The following is a 16,627-nucleotide window of genomic DNA, read 5'->3' on the forward strand; positions in this document are numbered from 1 at the left end:
TGGCGTACGAGCCGCGCCGTAGGGAGGCCGGCCCGTTCCGTACGCCCGGCGCACCTTTCCCGTACGAACCGGGCCGCGGTCATCCGTCCACGGGCGCGTGCAGCGGGCCGGAGAGGACGCCCGGGATCTGCGAGCGCGAGGTGAAGCCGAACTTCGCCAGGATGTGTTCCACGTGCGCGTCCACCGTGCGTTTGGAGATCACCAGCTTCTCGGCGATCTCCCGGTTCGTCAGCCCTCTGGCCACCAGCCCCGCCACCTGCCGCTGCCGCGGCGTGAGCCCGTCGCCCGCGCCCGGCGGCTGCGCCGGTACCGCGGGCGCGGCCGGCGCCGCCTCGTCGGCGAGCGCCAGCGCCACCGCGGCGTTGGTGGGCAGCCGGCCGCCCTCGCGGAACGCGGTGTCGTAGCCGTCGTTGCCCAGCGCCTCGCGGGCCGCGTCCGCCGCGCCGCCGTGCAGGTCGTGCAGGACGCAGATGCCGAACCTGGCCTCCTTCACCGCCCGGCGCCACAGCGCGTCCGCCGCGCCCTGCAACACGGCCACCCGCTCGAAGTGCCGCAGCTCCGCCGCCCGCCAGGCGAAGCCCTCCAGGAAGTGCGCGACGCCCGTCAGGTCGTGCAGCACCGCCTTGGCGCGGATGCCCTGCCTGGCGCACTCGATGCTCTCCAGGTGCTCGCCCTTGAGCCACAGGCCGATGCTCTTGACCCACAGCGCCCAGCCGCGCGACCAGAGCTCGGCCGGGGTGGCCGCATTGCGCCGGAGGGAGTCCTCGCTGAGCGCGATGCCCTCGCCCGTACCGCCGTTGAGGACGTGGAAGAAGCCCACGATGAAGCCGCTCATGAGCAGCCCGGTCTCGTCGCCCTGCTCCGCCAGCTCCCGCCGGGCGGCCTCGAAGCCCTCGGCGACGCCGTCGGTCCGGCCGCGGAAGTAGCGGGAGTGGTGGCGGAAGGTGCGGGTCCAGGCGAGGCCCGTACGGTCGTCGATGCGCAGGGCGATGGCCTCGGCCTCGTCCAGCAGCGCGAAGGTGTCGCCGCGCTCGCCCTGCATGTCCATGAACCAGCAGGTCAGCCAGAGCGCCTTCACCCGCTCCGGGCGGTCCTCAGGGCAGCGGTCCAGGGCGCGGCGCAGCCAGTAGCGGCCCTCGGTGAGCAGCCCGGTGCAGTGCCAGTAGCCCCACAGCAGCGTGGCCATCCGCAGGCCCGCGGAGGGGTCGTCCGGGTCGGCGACGCAGAACTCCAGCGCGACCCGTACGTCGGCCTGGTCGCGCACCATCTCCCGCAGCAGCACCGCCTGCCGGTCGCCGGTCCACTCGGCGTCGAAGAACCGGGCCCGGCGCAGGAAGTGGTCGCGGTGCCGGCGCCGGGTGCGCTCCGCCTCGGCGCCGGGGCCGAGCTGTTCCAGGCCGAACTCCCTGATGGTGTCCAGCATCCGGTAGCGGGTGCCGTGCTCGGACTCCACTCGCAGCACCACGGACTTCTCCACCAGCCCGATCAGCGCGTCGAGCACCCCCTCGACGGGCAGCGCCCCCTCCGCGCCGACCGCCTCGGCGACGTCCAGGCTGAACTCCCCGGCGCACACCGCGAGCCGCGACCACAGCAGCCGCTCGGGCTCGGTGGACAGATCGTAGCTCCAGCCGATGGTGGTACGGAGCGTCTGGTGCCGCGGCACGGCGGTGCGCCGGCCGCCGGTGAGCAGTTGGAAGCGGTGGTCGAGCCGGTTGAGCATCTCCTCGGGGGAGAGCACTCGCAGCCGGCTGACGGCCAGTTCGATGGCGAGCGGGATGCCGTCGAGGCGGCGGCAGAGGGCGAGGACGTCGGCGCGGTTGTCGTCGTCGACGGTGAAGCCGGGCACGGCCGCGGCGGCCCGGTCGGTGAACAACTGCAGCGCGTCGTCCGCGGGCCCCGAGTCCGGGACGGCCAGCGGCGGGATCGGCAGGATGTGCTCGCCCGCCACGTCCAGGGGCTGCCTGCTGGTGGCGACGACGTGCAACTGCGGGGCGGCGCGCAGCAGTTCCTCGGTGAGCACGGCGCAGGCGTCGACCAGGTGCTCGCAGGTGTCGAGGATGAGCAGCGCCGTCTTGTCCTTGAGGTACGCGGCGAGCGCGTCCTGCGCCGGCAGCGCGGTCTGCTCCGGCAGGTCGAGCGCGGCGGCGACGGTGTTGGGCAGCAGCCGAGGGTCGGCGAGGGCGGAGAGCGGGACGAGGGTGACGCCGTCGGGGAAGCGGGAGCGCAGCCGGTGCGCGCCGCGCACGGCGGTGCGGGTCTTGCCCACCCCGCCGGGTCCGGTGAGCGTGACCAGGCGGGCCTGCCGCAGACAGGCGTCGAGCAGCGCGAGTTCCTGCCGGCGGCCGACGAAGCTGGTGGCTTCGGCGGGCAGCTCACCGGCGCTGCGGTTCCTCATCATGGCCCCCCGGAGGTCGGTGACCGGCTGGCGAGGTACAACCGGCGGTCGTACAACCGACGACGGTAAAGGGCGCGCGGGCGGGCATCGGAGCGAGTCCGCGGGATTCAACCGAACGGGGGGCGCGGGAGGGCACACTGCCCGCCGGTCGGAACAGCGGCGCGAGCCGTGGCTCGACCGCCCAGCGCAGCGCCCGGCGTACCGGCGGGCTGCACAGCAGCGCCATGCCCGCGGCGGCGGCGAGGGTGACGGCCACCGGCCCGGCGGGTGTCGAGAGCCACGCGGGCTCGTACCAGCCGCCGTAGCGGACCCCTTGGGTGGCGAAGGCGTGCAGCAGGTAGCCGTAGAGGGTGCCCGTGCCCAGCACGGTCCACCACAGCCGCCGTCCGGGCACCCAGGCGAGGAAGGCCGCGGCAAGCAGCAGCGAGCAGCAGAAGAGCACGGGTACGGCGAGCAGTCCGGTGGTCCCGGAGTAGCCGATCTCCTGGGCGGCGGTGCTGCGGTAGAGCCAGCGACGGTCGGTGTGGGGGCCGAGGAGGTAGGCGGCCACCGGTGCGGCGAGGAGCACCGGGGCGGCCAGGATCCGCGCTTCGCGCCGCCGCAGCAGCCGCAGCGGCTCCGGTGCGCAGGTGAGGCCGAGGACGAAGAACGGCAGGAGCTGGAGCACTCGTTGCAGCTCCAGGTCATTGCCGATGCCGGGGGTGGCGGTGGCCAGCGCCGCGACCGCCAGCGCCACCGGCAGCGGGTGGCGGAGCGCCGTCCACAGCGGCACGGACAGCCGCCAGACGAAGAGCGCGAGCAGGAACCACGTCACGCCCCAGGGGTCGAGCAGGCTGAAGGGGCTCGCGTTGTCGCCGGCGTGGCGGCCGAAGAGCGTGTACGCCGTTTCGAAGACCAGGTACGGCACGGCCAGCCCGGTGATCAGGCCCCGGGCCCGGCGGGGCGAGCCGTCCTGGCCGCGGGAGAAGTAGCCGGAGACGAGGACGAACAGGGGCATGTGGAACGCGTAGACGGTCTCGTACGCCGCGGCGACCGCCCGGCTGCCGTCCACCAGCGGCTCCCAGGCGTGCCCGCACGCGACGAGCACCACCGCCAGGAACTTGACGTTGTCGAAGTACGGGTCCCGCGGGGTGCCGGGGCTGCCCTTGTCGTTGCCGCTCACCATTCTTCCCTATCATGCCGATAGGAATTCTAGGGAAACTGCCTCGGTCGGTGCCGCGGGCTCCCCCGGACTCCCCGGCCGCCACCTGCACTTCAGGGCGCGCGGGTGATCTCGTACAGTGTCGGCCGACCCTGCCGAGGAGCGCGCATGACGGCCGACGCCCGCCGCACGGACCGCGCCCTCGGCGCCCCCGCACCCGTTCCCGGCGGCCCGCCGGGCGGCTCGCGGCGGTGGATGTGGCTGGCCGCCTGGCCCGTCGTGGCCGCGCTCGCCCTGTCCAACGAGCCCGCGCCGCTGTACGTGCTGTGGCAGGGCCGGTTCGGCTTCTCCGCCGCCACGATCACGCTGGTCTACGCCGCCTACATCGCCGGCCTGCTGGTCACCCTGACGTTCGCCGGCACCCTCGCCGACCGGTACGGCCGCAGGCCGGTGCTGCTGCCGGGGCTGGCGCTGTCGCTCACCGCCACGGTGCTCTTCGCCACCGCGGAGTCGGTCGCCGTGCTCGGCGTGGCGCGGCTGCTCAGCGGGTTCGCGGTGGGCGCGGTGCTGGCGGCGGGGATGGCGGCGGTGGCGGACCTGGCGCCGCCGGGGCAGAAGCAGTTCGGCGGGCTGGTCGCGTCCGCGTCGATGGTCGGCGGGGCAGCGCTGGGGCCGATGCTCGCCGGGGTGCTGGCGGAGACGCTGCCGCACCCCACGAGGCTGGTCTTCGTGGTGCAGACGGGGCTGCTGCTCGTCGCGCTCGCGGTCGTGCTGCGGATGCCGCTGTCCCGGCCGGGGGAGCGGCGTGGGGAGCGGCCGGGCGGGGGAGCGGAGGCCGGGACCGGTGACGGGAGCGCGGCGGACTCCGCTGCCCGGCGCGCGCGCCGGCTCGTGCGCATCCCGTCCGTGCCCCGCCCGCACCGCCGCACGCTGCTGCTGAGCCTGGCCGTCCTCGCCCCGGGCATGACCGCCACCGGCTTCGTGCTCTCCCTCGGCCCTGCCCTGCTGGCCGACTTGCTGGACAGCGACAACCGCGCGCTCGCCGGCGGCATGATCTTCCTGCTCTTCGCGGCGGCGACCGGCGTGCAGTTCGCGGTGCGCACCCTGCGCGTACGCGTCCTCTTCATCCTCGGCGCCGTCCTCACCACCGCCGGCATGGCGGCGCTGGTGCTGGCGACCGCCGTGACCTCGGTGCCGCTGCTGCTGGCCGCCGCGGTGCTGGCCGGGCTCGGCCAGGGCAGCGCGCAGCTCGGCGGGCTCAGCACGCTCAGCGCCCGGATACCGGCCACCCGGCTGGCCGAGGCGAACGCGGCCCTCACCGGCGGCGGTTACCTGATGGCCGGGGTGCTGCCGGTCGCCGCCGGGTACCTCAGCGACGCGGTGGGGCTGACGGCGGGCACCACGGCGTTCGGCATCGCGGTCGCGGTGCTGGTGACGGCCGGCGCGGTGGCGGCGACCCGGCGCTGAGCCGCCGCCCCCGGCGCGTCACCACCCCGCGTCACACCACCCCGCGTGCACTCCACGTCACCACTCCGCGTACGACCCGTCCGGGTGCCGCCACACCGGGTTGTGCCAGGACTCCGCCGTCCCGTCCGCGGCCCGTACCGCCCGCTCGTCGATCTCCACGCCGAGACCGGGCCCGGCCGGCCGCAGCAGGTGCCCGTCGTGGAAGCGGAAGACCTCCGGGTCGGCGACGTAGTCGAGCAGTTCCGCCCCGGTGTTGTAGTGGATGCCGATCGACTGCTCCTGGATGAGGAAGTTCGGCGTGCAGAACGCGAGTTGCAGGCTCGCGGCCAGCGCCAGCGGCCCCAGCGGGCAGTGCGGCGCGATCGCCACGTCGAACGTCTCGGCCAGCGAGGCGATCCGCCGGCACTCCGAGATGCCCCCCGCGTGGGAGAGGTCCGGCTGGAGCACCGCGACGCCCGCCCGCAGCGCCGGCAGCATCTCCGCGCGGGAGAACAGCCGCTCGCCCGTCGCCACCGGCAGCGCCGTCGAACCGGTGACCCGCTCCAGCAGATGCGTGTGCTCGGGCAGCACCGGCTCCTCCACGAACATCGGCGCGTACGGCTCCAGCACCCCGATCGCCTTGATCGCGCCGGCCGCGGAGAACCGGCCGTGGAAGTCGACGGCGAAGTCCCGTTCCGGGCCGAGCGCGTCGCGCGCGGCCTCCGCGCGCGCGGCGACCCGGCGCAGCTCCGCGACGTTCGGCAGCCGGTCCATCCGCCCGGAGCCGTTCATCTTCACCGCCGTGAAGCCCGCTTCCACCTGCGCGGCGACTTGGTCGCGCACCTCGCCCGGCTCGTCGCCGCCCACCCAGCAGTACGCGCGGGCGCGCTCGCGCACCGGGCCGCCGAGCAACTGGTGCACGGGTGCGCCGAACGCCTTGCCCGCGAGGTCCCACAGCGCCTGGTCGAGACCCGCGACGGCGGAGGAGAGGACCGGACCGCCGCGGTAGAAGGACCCCTTCGTCATGAGCTGCCAGTGGTCCTCGATCCGCAGCGGGTCCGCGCCGAGGAGGAACTGTTCGGCGAGCTCGTGGACGGCGGTGCGGACGGTCGCCGCCCGGCCCTCCACGACCGGCTCGCCCCAGCCCACGAGACCGTCGTCGGTCTCGATCCGGCAGAACAGCCAGCGCGGCGGCACGGCGAAGGTCTCGACCCGGGTGATCTTCAACTGCCTACTCCTTGACGCTGCCCTCGGTGAGCCCGGTCTGCCAGAAGCGCTGGAGGACGAGCATCGCGACGGCCAGGGGGATGACGGAGACGAAGGCTCCGCCGATGGTGTACTGGGTGAGTTCCGGCACCCGGTCCGCGGCCTGCTGCCAGGTGACCAGCCCGAGCGTGATCGGGTACTTCCGGTCGTCGGAGAGCATCACCAACGGCAGGAAGTAGTTGTTCCAGATGTGCACGAACTGGAAGAGGAAGACGGTCACCAGCGCCGGGGTCATGATCCGCAGCACCAGCGAGAAGAAGATCCGCCCTTCGCCCGCGCCGTCCACCCGCGCCGCCTCCAGCAGCGTGTCGGGCACCGCCGCCTCCGCGTAGATGCGGCACAGGTAGACGCCGAACGGGCTGACGACGCTGGGGATCAGGACGCCCCAGTAGGTGTTGGTGAGCTCCAGCTTGCTGAACATCAGGTACAGCGGCAGCGCCAGCGCCGTCGAAGGCAGCAGCACGCCGGCGAGGACGAACGTGAACACCGCCTCCCGGCCCGCGAAGTTGTACTTGGCGAGTGCGAAGCCGGCCGCGGCGGACAGCAGCGTCGCCAGCACCGCGCCGACGCCCGCGTACAACAGGGAGTTCAGCATCCAGCGCAGGTAGACATGGCCGTCGTAGCTGAAGACCCGGCTGAGGTTGTCCCACAGCCGCGGGTCGTCGAACCACAGGCCGAAGGAGCCGTAGAGGCTGTCGTTCGACTTGGTGGCCGCGATCACCAGCCAGTAGACCGGCAGCAGGAAGTACAGCGCGGCCGCCGTGAGCACGGCCACCAGGAGGATGCGGCCGGGGCGCGGTGCCCGCCGCGGGCGCGGTGCGGGGGTGGCGGGCGGAGACCCGGCCACCTCGGTGCCGGTCCTTGGCCGGGTGCCGGTGGCGCTCACCGCTCGCTCCTTTGCCTGCGGGTGACGAGGCTGAGGAATCCGAACGACAGCACCATGGCGACGACGGCGAGGATGACCGACTTGGCCGCCGCCAGATAGAGGTTGGCGTTCGCGAAGGCGTCGAAGTACGCGCTGAGGTTGGGGGTGTAGTCGGTGGTGACGGCCGGGGCGACCTTCTTCAGCACCAGCGGTTCTGCGAAGAGCTGCATCGTGCCGATGATGGAGAACACGGTGGTCAGCACGAGGGCCGGCCGTACCAGCGGGATCTTGATGCGCAGCGCCGTCTGCCACGGCCCGGCGCCGTCGATCCTGGCCGCTTCGTACAGCTCCTGCGGCACGGATTTGAGCTGGGCGATGATGATCAGCATGTTGTAGCCGGCGAACTGCCAGACCACGATGTTGGCGATCGACCACAGCACGCTGTCGTAGCCGAGGAAGTCCGGCTGGAAGCCGAGGTCGCCGAGCACGGACGTGATCGGGCTGACCCCGGGCACGTACAGGAAGCCCCACAGGATGGTGGCGACCACGCCGGGGATGCCGTACGGCAGGAAGTACGTGGCCCGCAGCAGTCCCGCCCAGCGGTGGGAGACCTGGTCCAGCAGCAGCGCGAGCACCAGCGCGAGCAGCAGCATCACCGGCACCTGCACGATGCCGAAGAGCAGCACCCGGCCGAAGCCGTCGACGAACGTCTCCTGCTGCAGGGCCAGGGAGTAGTTCTCGAAGCCGGCGAAGCCGACGGACGGCTCGCCGAGCCCCATCGGGCCGCTGCGCTCGACCTTCAGCATGCTCTGGTAGACGGCGTAGAGGACCGGCACCACCATCGCGAACAGGTACAGCGCCAGGAACGGGCCGAGGAACGCCCACGCCTTGCGGTCGGGGCGGCCGCCGCGCCGGCCGCGGCCGGCCGTGCCGGACCGCGCCCGGCCGGGTTTCACGGATGTGCTCATCGCGCGCTCCTCGCCTTGAGCCCCTTGGCCTTCAGGTCGTCCACGAACATGCCCTCGGCGTCCTTGAGGGCGTCCGCGAGCGAGCCGTGGCCGGCCAGGACGCGGCCGAAGGCGTCCTGGATGTGCGCGTACGACTGCGTCGTCGTCGGCGCGAAGCGCCAGGAGGTGTCGACGTTGCGGTCGGCGAGCTGGAAGACCTCGTTGTAGCGCTGGCCGCCGAAGAACGGGTCGGGCTTGCCGAGCGCGGAGTCCGCCAGCTCGATCTTCGCCGCGGGCCAGCCGTAGCCCGCGGCGATCAGCAGGTCGATCGCCCCGGGGTCGGTGTTGAGCCAGTGGGCGAACTCCAGCGCCTCCACCGGGTGCCGGCTGCCCTGGAGGATCGCGGTGGCCGAGCCGCCCCAGTTGGACGAGGCGTGCCCGCCGCGCTCCCACTGCGGCAGCTCGGCGACCCGCCACCGGCCCTCGGTGCGCGGCGCGTTGCCGCGGATCAGGGCGTCGTACCACTGCGCGCCCGGCCAGGTGGCGAGTCCTCCCGTCTGCAGCCCCTTGAAGAACGCCGACTGCGCGTCCTGGACGGGCGCGACGAGCCCGTCGGCGAGCATCCCGTCCCAGAAGTCGGCGACCTCGAGCGACTCCGGGCCCGCGAGGTCGACCACCCAGGTGTCGCCCTCGGTGGTCACCCAGTGGGCGCCGCGCTGCCAGGGGAAGGCGGCGAACCACTGGGCGTTGGCGGGCGGGAAGGCGGTGATGAGGGAGCCGCGCTTCTTGATCTTCACCGCGGCGGCCCGGTACTCGTCCCACGTGGCCGGGACCTCGATGTCCCACTTGTCGAAGAGGTCCTGGCGGTAGAAGAGCCCCATCGGGCCCGACGCCTGCGGGATCGCGTAGGTCTTCCCGGCGAACACCCCCTGTTGCCACTGCCAGTCGACGTAGGCGCCCTTCAGCTCGTCGGCGCCGTACTCGCTCAGGTCCGTGAGGCCGTTCACCAGCATGAACTCGGGCAGTGCGTAGTACTCCACCTGCGCCAGGTCGGGCGGGTCGCCCGCGGTGAGGGAGGAGTGCATCTTCTGGTAGCCGCCGGAGGTGTTGGCCGGCACCGTCTGCACGTCGACCCGCACGTCCGGGTTCTGCTCGTTCCACAGCGCCACGGCCTTCTGCAGGGGCACCCAGGTCCAGAAGGTGAGCGTGACCTTCTGCCCCGGCCTGCGCCTGGCCGCCGTGGTCGTACGGGCCGCGCCGACCTCCTCGCCGCAGCCGGCCAGTGCGGGCGCGGCGGCGGCCGCCGCGCCCCACGCCAGGATCTTCCTTCGGGTGGGCATCCGACCTCCTTGTCAGTGCACTCCTCAGGCCCGCAGGACGACGACGCCGCGGGCGGGCAGGTCGACGGAGGCGACCGGTCCCGCCGCCGGGTCCACGCCGTCGCCGGCGACCGCGGGCATCGGCTCGGGCAGGGTGACGGTCGCGGTACCGGCACCGTGGTTGAGCAGGAAGAGGAAGCGCCCCTCCGCGCCCTCCCGCACGGTGGCCTGGATCCCCGCCGGCAGCCCCGGCAGCACGGGTGCCACGCCCGCCCTGGCGCGTACCCGGTCCACCAGAGCGCGCATCGCCGCCACCGGCAGCCGGGTGCCCGCGTACCAGGCGACTCCGTCCCCGTACGCGTGCCTGGTGACCGCAGGCCGTCCGGCCAGCTCGCCCGCGCCGAAGGCTGCGACCTCCTCGGCGCCTTCGAGGTCGATCGCCTCGGACCACAGGTCTCCGCTGCCGGTCAGCGTCCCGGTCAGCGGCAGGTGCTGCCCCTCGGCCAGCGGCCAGAACTCCTCGACGCGCAGCCCCAGCACCTCGCGCAGCGGCGCCGGGTAGCCGCCGAGGTGGACGCGGTCGCAGTCGTCGGAGATGCCGGTGAAGTACGAGACGAGCAGGTGGCCACCGGCGCGTACGAACTCGGTCAGCCGGGCGCCCGTCTCCGTGCTCATCAGGTACAGGTTCGGCACCACCACGAGCCGGTACGCGGACAGGTCGCGGTCCGGCGGCACCACGTCGCACTCCACGCCCGCGTCGAAGAACGGCCGGTAGTGGCGGCGCAGCGTCTCGGCGAAGTCCAGGTCCGCGGACGGGTGCGAGCCCTGCTCCAGCGCCCACCAGCTGTGCCAGTCCGCGAGCAGCGCCACCTCCGGGCGCGAGCGGGCGCCGGCGAGCTGCGGCACCGCGGCCAGCTCCCGGCCCAGCGCGCGCACCTCGCGGAAGATCCGGGTGTCGGTGCCGGCGTGCGGCACCATCGCCGAGTGGAACTTCTCGGCGCCGCCGGGGGTCGCCCGCCACTGGAAGTACAGCACCGCGTCCGCGCCCTGCGCGACGGCCTGCCAGCTCCACAGCCGCATCGTGCCGGGCGGCTTGGGGCTGTTGCGGGCCCGCCAGTTGACGGCGCTGGGCGCCTGCTCCATCAGCATCCAGGGGCGCCCGCCGCCCGCCGAGCGGGTCACGTCGAAGGCGAGGGCCGCGCCGACGTGTGTCTCGGGGTCGTACGGGTCCTGGTAGAAGTCCAGTGCCTGGACGTCCTCGTGCGCCGCCCAGGCGTACGGGTCGACGGGCTTGTGCAGCGGCATGTGGTTGGTGGTGACGGGCACGTCGGGGGTGATCCGGCGCAGCGCCTCCTTCTCGGCGAGGTAGCACTGCAGCAGCGCGTCGTCGCAGAAGCGGGCGTAGTCCAGCACCTGGGCCGGGTTGGGGAAAGTGGGGGTGGTGCGCGGCGGGAACACCTCCTCGAAGGTGCCGTAGCGCTGGGACCAGAAGGTGGTGGCCCAGGCGGTGTTGAGCGCCTCGACGGTGCCGTAGCGCTCGTGCAGCCAGCGGCGGAAGTCGGCGGCGGAGACGTCGCAGTAGCAGCGGGGGTTGGAGCAGCCGTACTCGTTGCCGATGTGCCAGCTCTCCAGGGCGGGGTGGGTGCCGTAGCGGGTGGCCAGCTCGGTGACCAGGCGCACGGCGTGCTCGCGGTAGACCGGGCTGGAGGGGCAGAAGTGCTGGCGTGAGCCGGGCCACCTGCGGACGCCGTCGGCGTCCTGCGGCAGCACCTCGGGGTGTTGTTCGGTCAGCCACGGCGGCGGGGAGGCGGTCATCGTCGCCAGGCAGACGCGGATGCCGGCGCCGTGCAGGTCGTCCAGCACGCGGCCGAACCAGTCGAAGTCGTACGCGCCGGGCCGCGGTTCGACCAGCGCCCAGGAGAAGATGCCGGCCGTGACCATGGAGACCCCGGCCTCCTTCATCAGCCGGATGTCCTCGGCCCTCACCTCCTCCGGCCAGTGCTCGGGGTTGTAGTCGCCGCCGAAGTGGATGCGCCCCACGCTGCCTCCGCCCCTCTTGCTCAATTCTTAAATTACGAATTAACCTTGGGGAAACGTAGAAGTGCCGCGGCGGATCCGTCAACACCCGGAGCGTGAACTCGTGACAGCAGCCGGAGCCACGCAACTCCCGCACACCGCACGCTTCGACGGCCGCACCGCCGTCGTCACCGGGGCCGCCGCCGGCATCGGCGCGGCCACCGCCCGCCGGCTCGCCGCCGAGGGCGCCGCGGTCGTCGTCGCCGACATCGACGGCGACCGGGCGGAGGCCACGGCCGCGGAGATCCGCGCCGCGGGCGGCGCGGCGGCCGCGGCCGCCGCGGACGTGGCGGAGGAGGACGGCTGGCCCCGGATCCTGGCCGCGGCCGCGGACTTCGGGCCCGTCGGCGTCCTCGTCTCCAACGCCGTCGCCGTCGACGTCGCCCCCGCGCACGAGACGTCGCCCGCCTCCTGGCGGCGCCAGGTCGACGTCGGGCTGACGGCCGCGTTCCTCGGCTTCCGCGCCTGCCTGCCCGGGCTGCGCGCGCAGCAGGGCGCCCCGGGCGCCGCGGTGCTGGTCTCGTCGGTGCACGCCAGGCACGGCATCCCCGGCCACCCCGCGTACGCCGCCGCCAAGGGCGGGCTGCTGTCGCTGGCCGGCCAACTGGCCGTCGAGTACGGCCCGTCGGTGCGGGTGAACACCGTGCTGCCGGGACCGGTGCTCACCCGGCTCTGGGACCGCGTCCCCGAGGAGGACCGCAGGGCCAGCGCCGCGCAGACCGCCGCGGGGCGGCTGGGCGCGCCGGAGGAGGTGGCCGCCGCCGTCGCCTTCCTCGCCGCGCCCGAGGCGTCTTACGTCACCGGTGCGAGCCTGGTCGTGGACGGCGGCTGGAGCGTCGTAAAGTCATCGGCCTGAGCGGGGGCGCCGCGGGGGCGGCGGAGCACGGGCGGGCGGGGAGCTGAGGGAGGAGCGAGGGGGCATGGCGGGTTATGCGCGCCGCGGGGTGCACGGGCAGACGGTGGAGACCCTCGCGCACCGGGTGCTCGGCGGTGAGATCGCCGAGGGCGCCACCCTCGACCTCGCCGCCCTCCAGGCCGAGCTGGGCGTCAGCCTCACCGCGCTGCGCGAGTCGCTGAAGGTGCTGGCGGCCAAGGGCATGGTCGACGCCCGGCAGAAGCGCGGCACGTTCGTCCGGCCGCGCGCCGACTGGCACCTCCTCGACGCCGACGTGCTGCGGTGGCGCTTCGAGACCGCGGGCAGGCAGCAGGGCGAGGGCGCCGCCGCGCGGGCCGCCTCCCCGCTGCTGCGCGACCTGGACGAGGTGCGCGGGATCGTCGAGCCCGCGGCGGTCCGGCTGGCCGCGGTGCGGCGCACCGACGCGGACCTGGCGGCGCTGGAGGCGGCGCTCACGGCGATGGCCGGGGCGCGGGACGGCGCGGCCGAGGCGGTCGCCGCGGACCTCGCGTTCCACCGTGCCCTGCTGGCCGCCTCGCACAACGAACTGCTGGAGCGCATGGACCAGGTCCTCGCCAGCGGGCTGGCCGCCCGCGACCGCCTGGTGCACGGCCCCGGACACCACCCGAGCGACCCCGTGCCCGGCCACCGGGCCGTGCTGGCGGCGATACGGGCGCAGGACCCGGACGCCGCGGAGGCGGCGATGCACCGGCTCCTCGCCCAGGCGGCCCGGGACCTGGCCGAGTTGTCCGCCGGTGAGCCCGGCGCCGGCTCCGCCGAGGGTTCCGCCCCCGAGCCCGCCGGCGGGTCCGCCGCGGAGCGGGCGGCCGGGGCGTAGCCCGTACGGCGAACACGCCCCGCCGCGCGGACGGATCCGCGCGGCGGGGCGAGAGGAGAATCCCGCGGGCCAGGGCCCCCCGGTATCAGTACCAGTTGTTCGCCTGCCAGAAATCCCACGCGCCGCACGGGCTGCCGTAGCGGTCGTTCATGTAGTCCAGGCCCCACGTGATCTGCGTGACCGGGTTGGTGCGCCAGTCGTCGCCGGCCGAGGCCATCTTGTCGCCCGGCAGCGCCTGCATCAGGCCGTACGCGCCGGAGGTGGGGTTCGTCGCGGTGTGGTCCCAGCCGCTCTCGCGCTCCACGATGCTGCTGAAGCAGGTGAACTGGTCGGCGGGCACGATCTCCCGGGCCGCCGCCTGGATGCCGGACTCGGTGGTCGGGACGCTCGCCTGCGACGCCTCGGTGGCGCCGCCGGAGCCCTCGGACGCCGACGAGCCGTTCGGGTCGATCGACTTGTCGACCTTGCCGCCCTCGGTGTCGACGCGCAGCTCGGTGCCGACCGTCAGTGCGGCCGGGTTGTCGCCGATGGCCTCCTCGTTGTCGACGTACACCCGCTGCCAGCCGCCGGGCACGTCGTACTTCCCGGCGATCGTGGCCAGCGTCTCGCCGGCGGCGACGGTGTGCTCGACGTAACGCTGCTGCTTCTGCTCGGTCTTGGCGGCGCTCTGGTCGGCCTCGGCGGGCTTGCTGGCGGCCTTCTCATCCCCCAGGTCCAGCTCCTGGCCCGGCAGGATCAGGTGGGGATTGTCGCCGACGGCCTCCTTGTTGGCCTCGTACAGCCGCTGCCAGTCGGGACCGAACCCGTTGTCCTCGGCGATCTCCGAGAGGGTGTCGCCCTTCTCGACCGTATAGGCGTGCGCGGCGGTCGCCGCGATTCCGCCGGCGACGGGCAGGGCTATGCCCACCCCCGCAGCGGCGGCATAGCGGCGGGTGGAGCGCGACTTGGGCGCGCGCCGGGTGCCGGTTCCGGCCATGTTGGCTCGCTCTTTCTCCGACGCCTGCGAAGTGAGCTGTCGGGTTCGGGCTGGAGTTGCCCGGCCGCGTCGTGCTGTGCGGCTTCACCCCGAGTCGGGGAGTGCGGTGCGGTGCTGCCACCGTGCTCCTGCCGACGGAGAAGTGGTTCCCCCGCTCCTGCCCGAACGGCTGTGGGGACGACGGTTCCGGGCTCCGACGGGCAGGATTCGGCGTACCGGAGCACGGTGCTCGCGTGTGCGAACGACTCGGACACTAGGAGATCGAACGGCAGATCACAAGCGGATCACGAGGATCCATGCGGACTCTGACGCTCCGTGGTGACGCGCGCACCCGTGGGGCGGTTGTGGCGCGTGTGACGTTCGGCACGCACGCTGAGGCGCAGTGCCTCCAACAGGGGCTGCCCGGCCGGTACGACGAGACCGTGCACCCCGCGCTCCGCGGCGCCGGTGAGCGCGGTCCGCCAGGCGTCGGGACCCGCGGGCGCCGCCGCCGGGGTCCAGCGCCCGGCGCCCGGCTCCTCGTAGCCGGGTCCGGCGGGGGCGAGCCGGCGGAAGGCGGGCACCGCCGGTGCGACGGCGCCGAGTTCGGCGCACCGCCGGGAGTCGGCGGCGAGCGCGAGCCGGCCGCCGCTGAGCAGCACCACGGTGGCCAGCGCCCGGGCCAGCAGCGCGGCCTGCGGCACGTGGTCGGGCAGCGCGACGACCAGCCGCGCCCGGCCGGTGGCGGCGGCCAGGGCGGCGGCGAGCGCCAGCACGTCGTGCGCCGGGTCGGGACCGCCGTCCAGCCACAGTGCGTCGGCGCCCGCCGAGTCGTACGCCGCGCACTCCGCCAGCCAGGCCGCGGGCTCCTCCGGCAGCCGGGGGAGTAGCACTCCGACGCGGACCGCAGGCGGAACCGCGCCGGCGGACGGAGGTGGAGATGCGCTCATCGCGGGCCTCCCCGGGGGCTGACGAGGGCCATCGGGGGCATACCGTACGCCCATACCCTGCGGAAGGCAGCGGTGCGGACACCCACGGTTCATGATTTCTGGAATTTCATCTGCCGTGCCCCCGGGCGCCGTTGCGCGCCCGTACCCCGGCGAACGCCGAGGGAGGGGACCCCCCCGGGGTGTCCCCTCCCTCTCTGTGCTCCCGGCCGGTGGCCCACGTCAGTGCGGGTGGGCCACACCCCCGTTCGCCGGGATGGGCTCGCCGTCCGGCTCGGACGGCGAGTGGACCGGGCGGCGCGGTTGCCGGTGCGCGGGCACCGCGCCTGACGCGGTCACGCCGGGCTCCGCGACAGCAGGAAGTCGGCTTCGCCGGCCTTGGCACCCTCGATGAACGCGTCCATTTCACCGGGGGTGTAGATGAGGGCGGGACCGTCGGGGTGTGCCGAGTGCCGTACCGCTATGCGCCCGTCCCGCAGCTTCATGGCCTCGACGCAGTTGCCGCCGTTGCCGCCGCTCCACGGCTTGTGCCAGCCCTCGGTGCCGAGGTCCGCCGCCGGCATGCCGTTGTAAATGCGTTCCATTCACAGCTCCTTGCGGAAGTCCCGGAGGATTTCCTTCGTGCGTTTAGCCGTCGCCGCCTGGGCCGCCATGTGGTCCAGGGCGGCGAGGTGTGTGGCCACCTCGTGCCGGCCGTCGAGGTAGACGGCGCCGGTGAGGTACTCGGTGTAGATCATGTCCGGCAGCTCGGGCATGGCGAACCGGAAGAGGACGAAGGGGCTGTACGTGCCCGGGTGGTGGCCGGTGCGGAACTCCGCCATCTGGAGCGTGACGTTGGGCAGCGAGGCGATGTCGAGGAGCCGGTCGACCTGCGCGCGCATCACCGCGGCTTCGCCCACCGGGCGGCGCAGGACCGTTTCGTCCACGATGACCCAGAAGCGGGGCGCGTCCTCGCGGGTGAGCAGCTCCTGGCGCTCCATGCGGAGCGCGACGTGCCGCTCGATCTCCGCGGGCGCGACCCGGCCGAGGGAGCCGACCTTCAGCACGTGCCGCGCGTAGTCCTCGGTCTGCATCAGACCGGGCACGAAGTGCGGCTCGTACGACCTGATGAGCGACGCCGCGCCCTCCAGGCTCACGTACATGCTGAACCAGTCGGGCAGGATGTCGTGGAAGCGCTGCCACCAGCCGGGCTCGTTGGCCTCCTCGGTGAGCGCGATGAAGGCGTCGATCTCCTCCTGGTCGATGCCGTACGCCTGCAACAGCAGTTGCACGTACGGAACCTTCAGCGCGACCTCGGCGGTCTCCATCCGGCGCACGGTGGCGGGGGCGACGCGCAGGGTCTTCGCGGCTTCCTCGCGCTTGAGCCCGGCCCGCTCGCGCAACTCCTGGAGCCGCTTGCCGAGCACGACCTGCCCCACGGTCGGCGCAGACCGCGGTTCGCTCACGCCATACCTCCCTGTCGGAACTGCCTCAAGCAGTGTGCCACGCCCCGGGCTTGGCGAACACAGTGCAACAGCAACTCTGAAAAATTCACAGT

At 73.6% G+C, this 16,627-nt stretch carries 14 protein-coding genes and 1 riboswitch; of the genes, 3 read left to right on the forward strand and 11 right to left on the reverse strand.

Going from position 1 to position 16,627, the window contains the following annotated elements; translation table 11 throughout:
• Positions 1–79: 79 nt before the first annotated feature.
• Positions 80–2,398, reverse strand: coding sequence for an ATP-binding protein (locus FB457_RS05140; RefSeq protein WP_253911145.1), 2,319 nt, complete (start codon positions 2,396–2,398; stop codon positions 80–82).
• Positions 2,373–3,560 carry an acyltransferase family protein gene (locus FB457_RS05145; protein WP_253911144.1) on the reverse strand — a complete coding sequence of 396 codons (1,188 nt, stop codon included), beginning with the start codon at positions 3,558–3,560 and terminating at the stop codon, positions 2,373–2,375. The genes FB457_RS05140 and FB457_RS05145 overlap by 26 nt, the downstream gene beginning before the upstream one ends.
• 144 nt (positions 3,561–3,704) lie before the next feature.
• Between FB457_RS05145 and FB457_RS05150 the strand changes: the two genes are divergently transcribed.
• A complete protein-coding gene (locus FB457_RS05150; protein WP_047014681.1) occupies positions 3,705–5,003 on the forward strand; it encodes an MFS transporter in 1,299 nt (432 codons plus the stop codon).
• A gap of 57 nt (positions 5,004–5,060) precedes the next feature.
• Here the strand turns inward: FB457_RS05150 and dgoD are convergent, their stop codons facing one another.
• The 5 genes from dgoD to FB457_RS05175 are packed head-to-tail and all read right to left on the reverse strand — an operon-like array spanning position 5,061 to position 11,419.
• Positions 5,061–6,209: a galactonate dehydratase gene (dgoD, locus tag FB457_RS05155; protein WP_125933853.1), complete on the reverse strand. Its 1,149-nt coding sequence runs from the start codon at positions 6,207–6,209 to the stop codon at positions 5,061–5,063.
• A gap of 4 nt (positions 6,210–6,213) precedes the next feature.
• On the reverse strand, positions 6,214–7,134 hold the full coding sequence (locus FB457_RS05160) for a carbohydrate ABC transporter permease (protein WP_078898134.1): 921 nt from the start codon (positions 7,132–7,134) through the stop codon (positions 6,214–6,216).
• Positions 7,131–8,081, reverse strand: a complete 951-nt coding sequence (locus FB457_RS05165; protein ID WP_047014679.1) for a carbohydrate ABC transporter permease — start codon at positions 8,079–8,081, stop codon at positions 7,131–7,133. Before FB457_RS05165 ends, FB457_RS05160 begins: the two co-directional genes overlap by 4 nt.
• On the reverse strand, positions 8,078–9,400 hold the full coding sequence (locus FB457_RS05170) for an ABC transporter substrate-binding protein (RefSeq protein ID WP_125933850.1): 1,323 nt from the start codon (positions 9,398–9,400) through the stop codon (positions 8,078–8,080). Before FB457_RS05170 ends, FB457_RS05165 begins: the two co-directional genes overlap by 4 nt.
• Before the next feature lie 24 nt (positions 9,401–9,424).
• On the reverse strand, positions 9,425–11,419 hold the full coding sequence (locus FB457_RS05175) for a beta-galactosidase (protein ID WP_145780981.1): 1,995 nt from the start codon (positions 11,417–11,419) through the stop codon (positions 9,425–9,427).
• A 100-nt stretch (positions 11,420–11,519) separates the two neighbouring features.
• Here FB457_RS05175 and FB457_RS05180 point away from each other — a divergent pair, with 100 nt between their 5' ends.
• Both FB457_RS05180 and FB457_RS05185 read left to right on the forward strand, forming a co-directional pair.
• Positions 11,520–12,311 carry an SDR family NAD(P)-dependent oxidoreductase gene (locus FB457_RS05180; RefSeq protein ID WP_047014676.1) on the forward strand — a complete coding sequence of 264 codons (792 nt, stop codon included), beginning with the start codon at positions 11,520–11,522 and terminating at the stop codon, positions 12,309–12,311.
• A 64-nt stretch (positions 12,312–12,375) separates the two neighbouring features.
• Positions 12,376–13,188: an FCD domain-containing protein gene (locus FB457_RS05185; protein WP_145780983.1), complete on the forward strand. Its 813-nt coding sequence runs from the start codon at positions 12,376–12,378 to the stop codon at positions 13,186–13,188.
• Positions 13,189–13,273: 85 nt separating this feature from the next.
• Here the strand turns inward: FB457_RS05185 and FB457_RS05190 are convergent, their stop codons facing one another.
• From FB457_RS05190 to FB457_RS05205, 4 genes are all read right to left on the reverse strand, one after another.
• A complete protein-coding gene (locus FB457_RS05190) occupies positions 13,274–14,164 on the reverse strand; it encodes an aggregation-promoting factor C-terminal-like domain-containing protein (protein ID WP_047014674.1) in 891 nt (296 codons plus the stop codon).
• Between the two features lie 6 nt (positions 14,165–14,170).
• Positions 14,171–14,345, reverse strand: a riboswitch (cyclic di-AMP (ydaO/yuaA leader).
• A 103-nt stretch (positions 14,346–14,448) separates the two neighbouring features.
• Complete coding sequence (locus tag FB457_RS05195) at positions 14,449–15,093, reverse strand: LLM class flavin-dependent oxidoreductase (RefSeq protein ID WP_145780985.1); 645 nt, start codon at positions 15,091–15,093, stop codon at positions 14,449–14,451.
• A gap of 332 nt (positions 15,094–15,425) precedes the next feature.
• Positions 15,426–15,674 (reverse strand): DUF397 domain-containing protein, encoded by a 249-nt coding sequence (locus FB457_RS05200; protein WP_047014672.1) that lies wholly within the window; start codon positions 15,672–15,674, stop codon positions 15,426–15,428.
• Entirely contained in the window at positions 15,675–16,535 is an 861-nt protein-coding gene (locus tag FB457_RS05205; RefSeq protein ID WP_145780987.1) for a Scr1 family TA system antitoxin-like transcriptional regulator, read from the reverse strand.
• Between the last annotated feature and the right edge of the window lie 92 nt (positions 16,536–16,627).

It is taken from the genome of Streptomyces sp. CNZ287 (genome assembly GCF_007827615.1).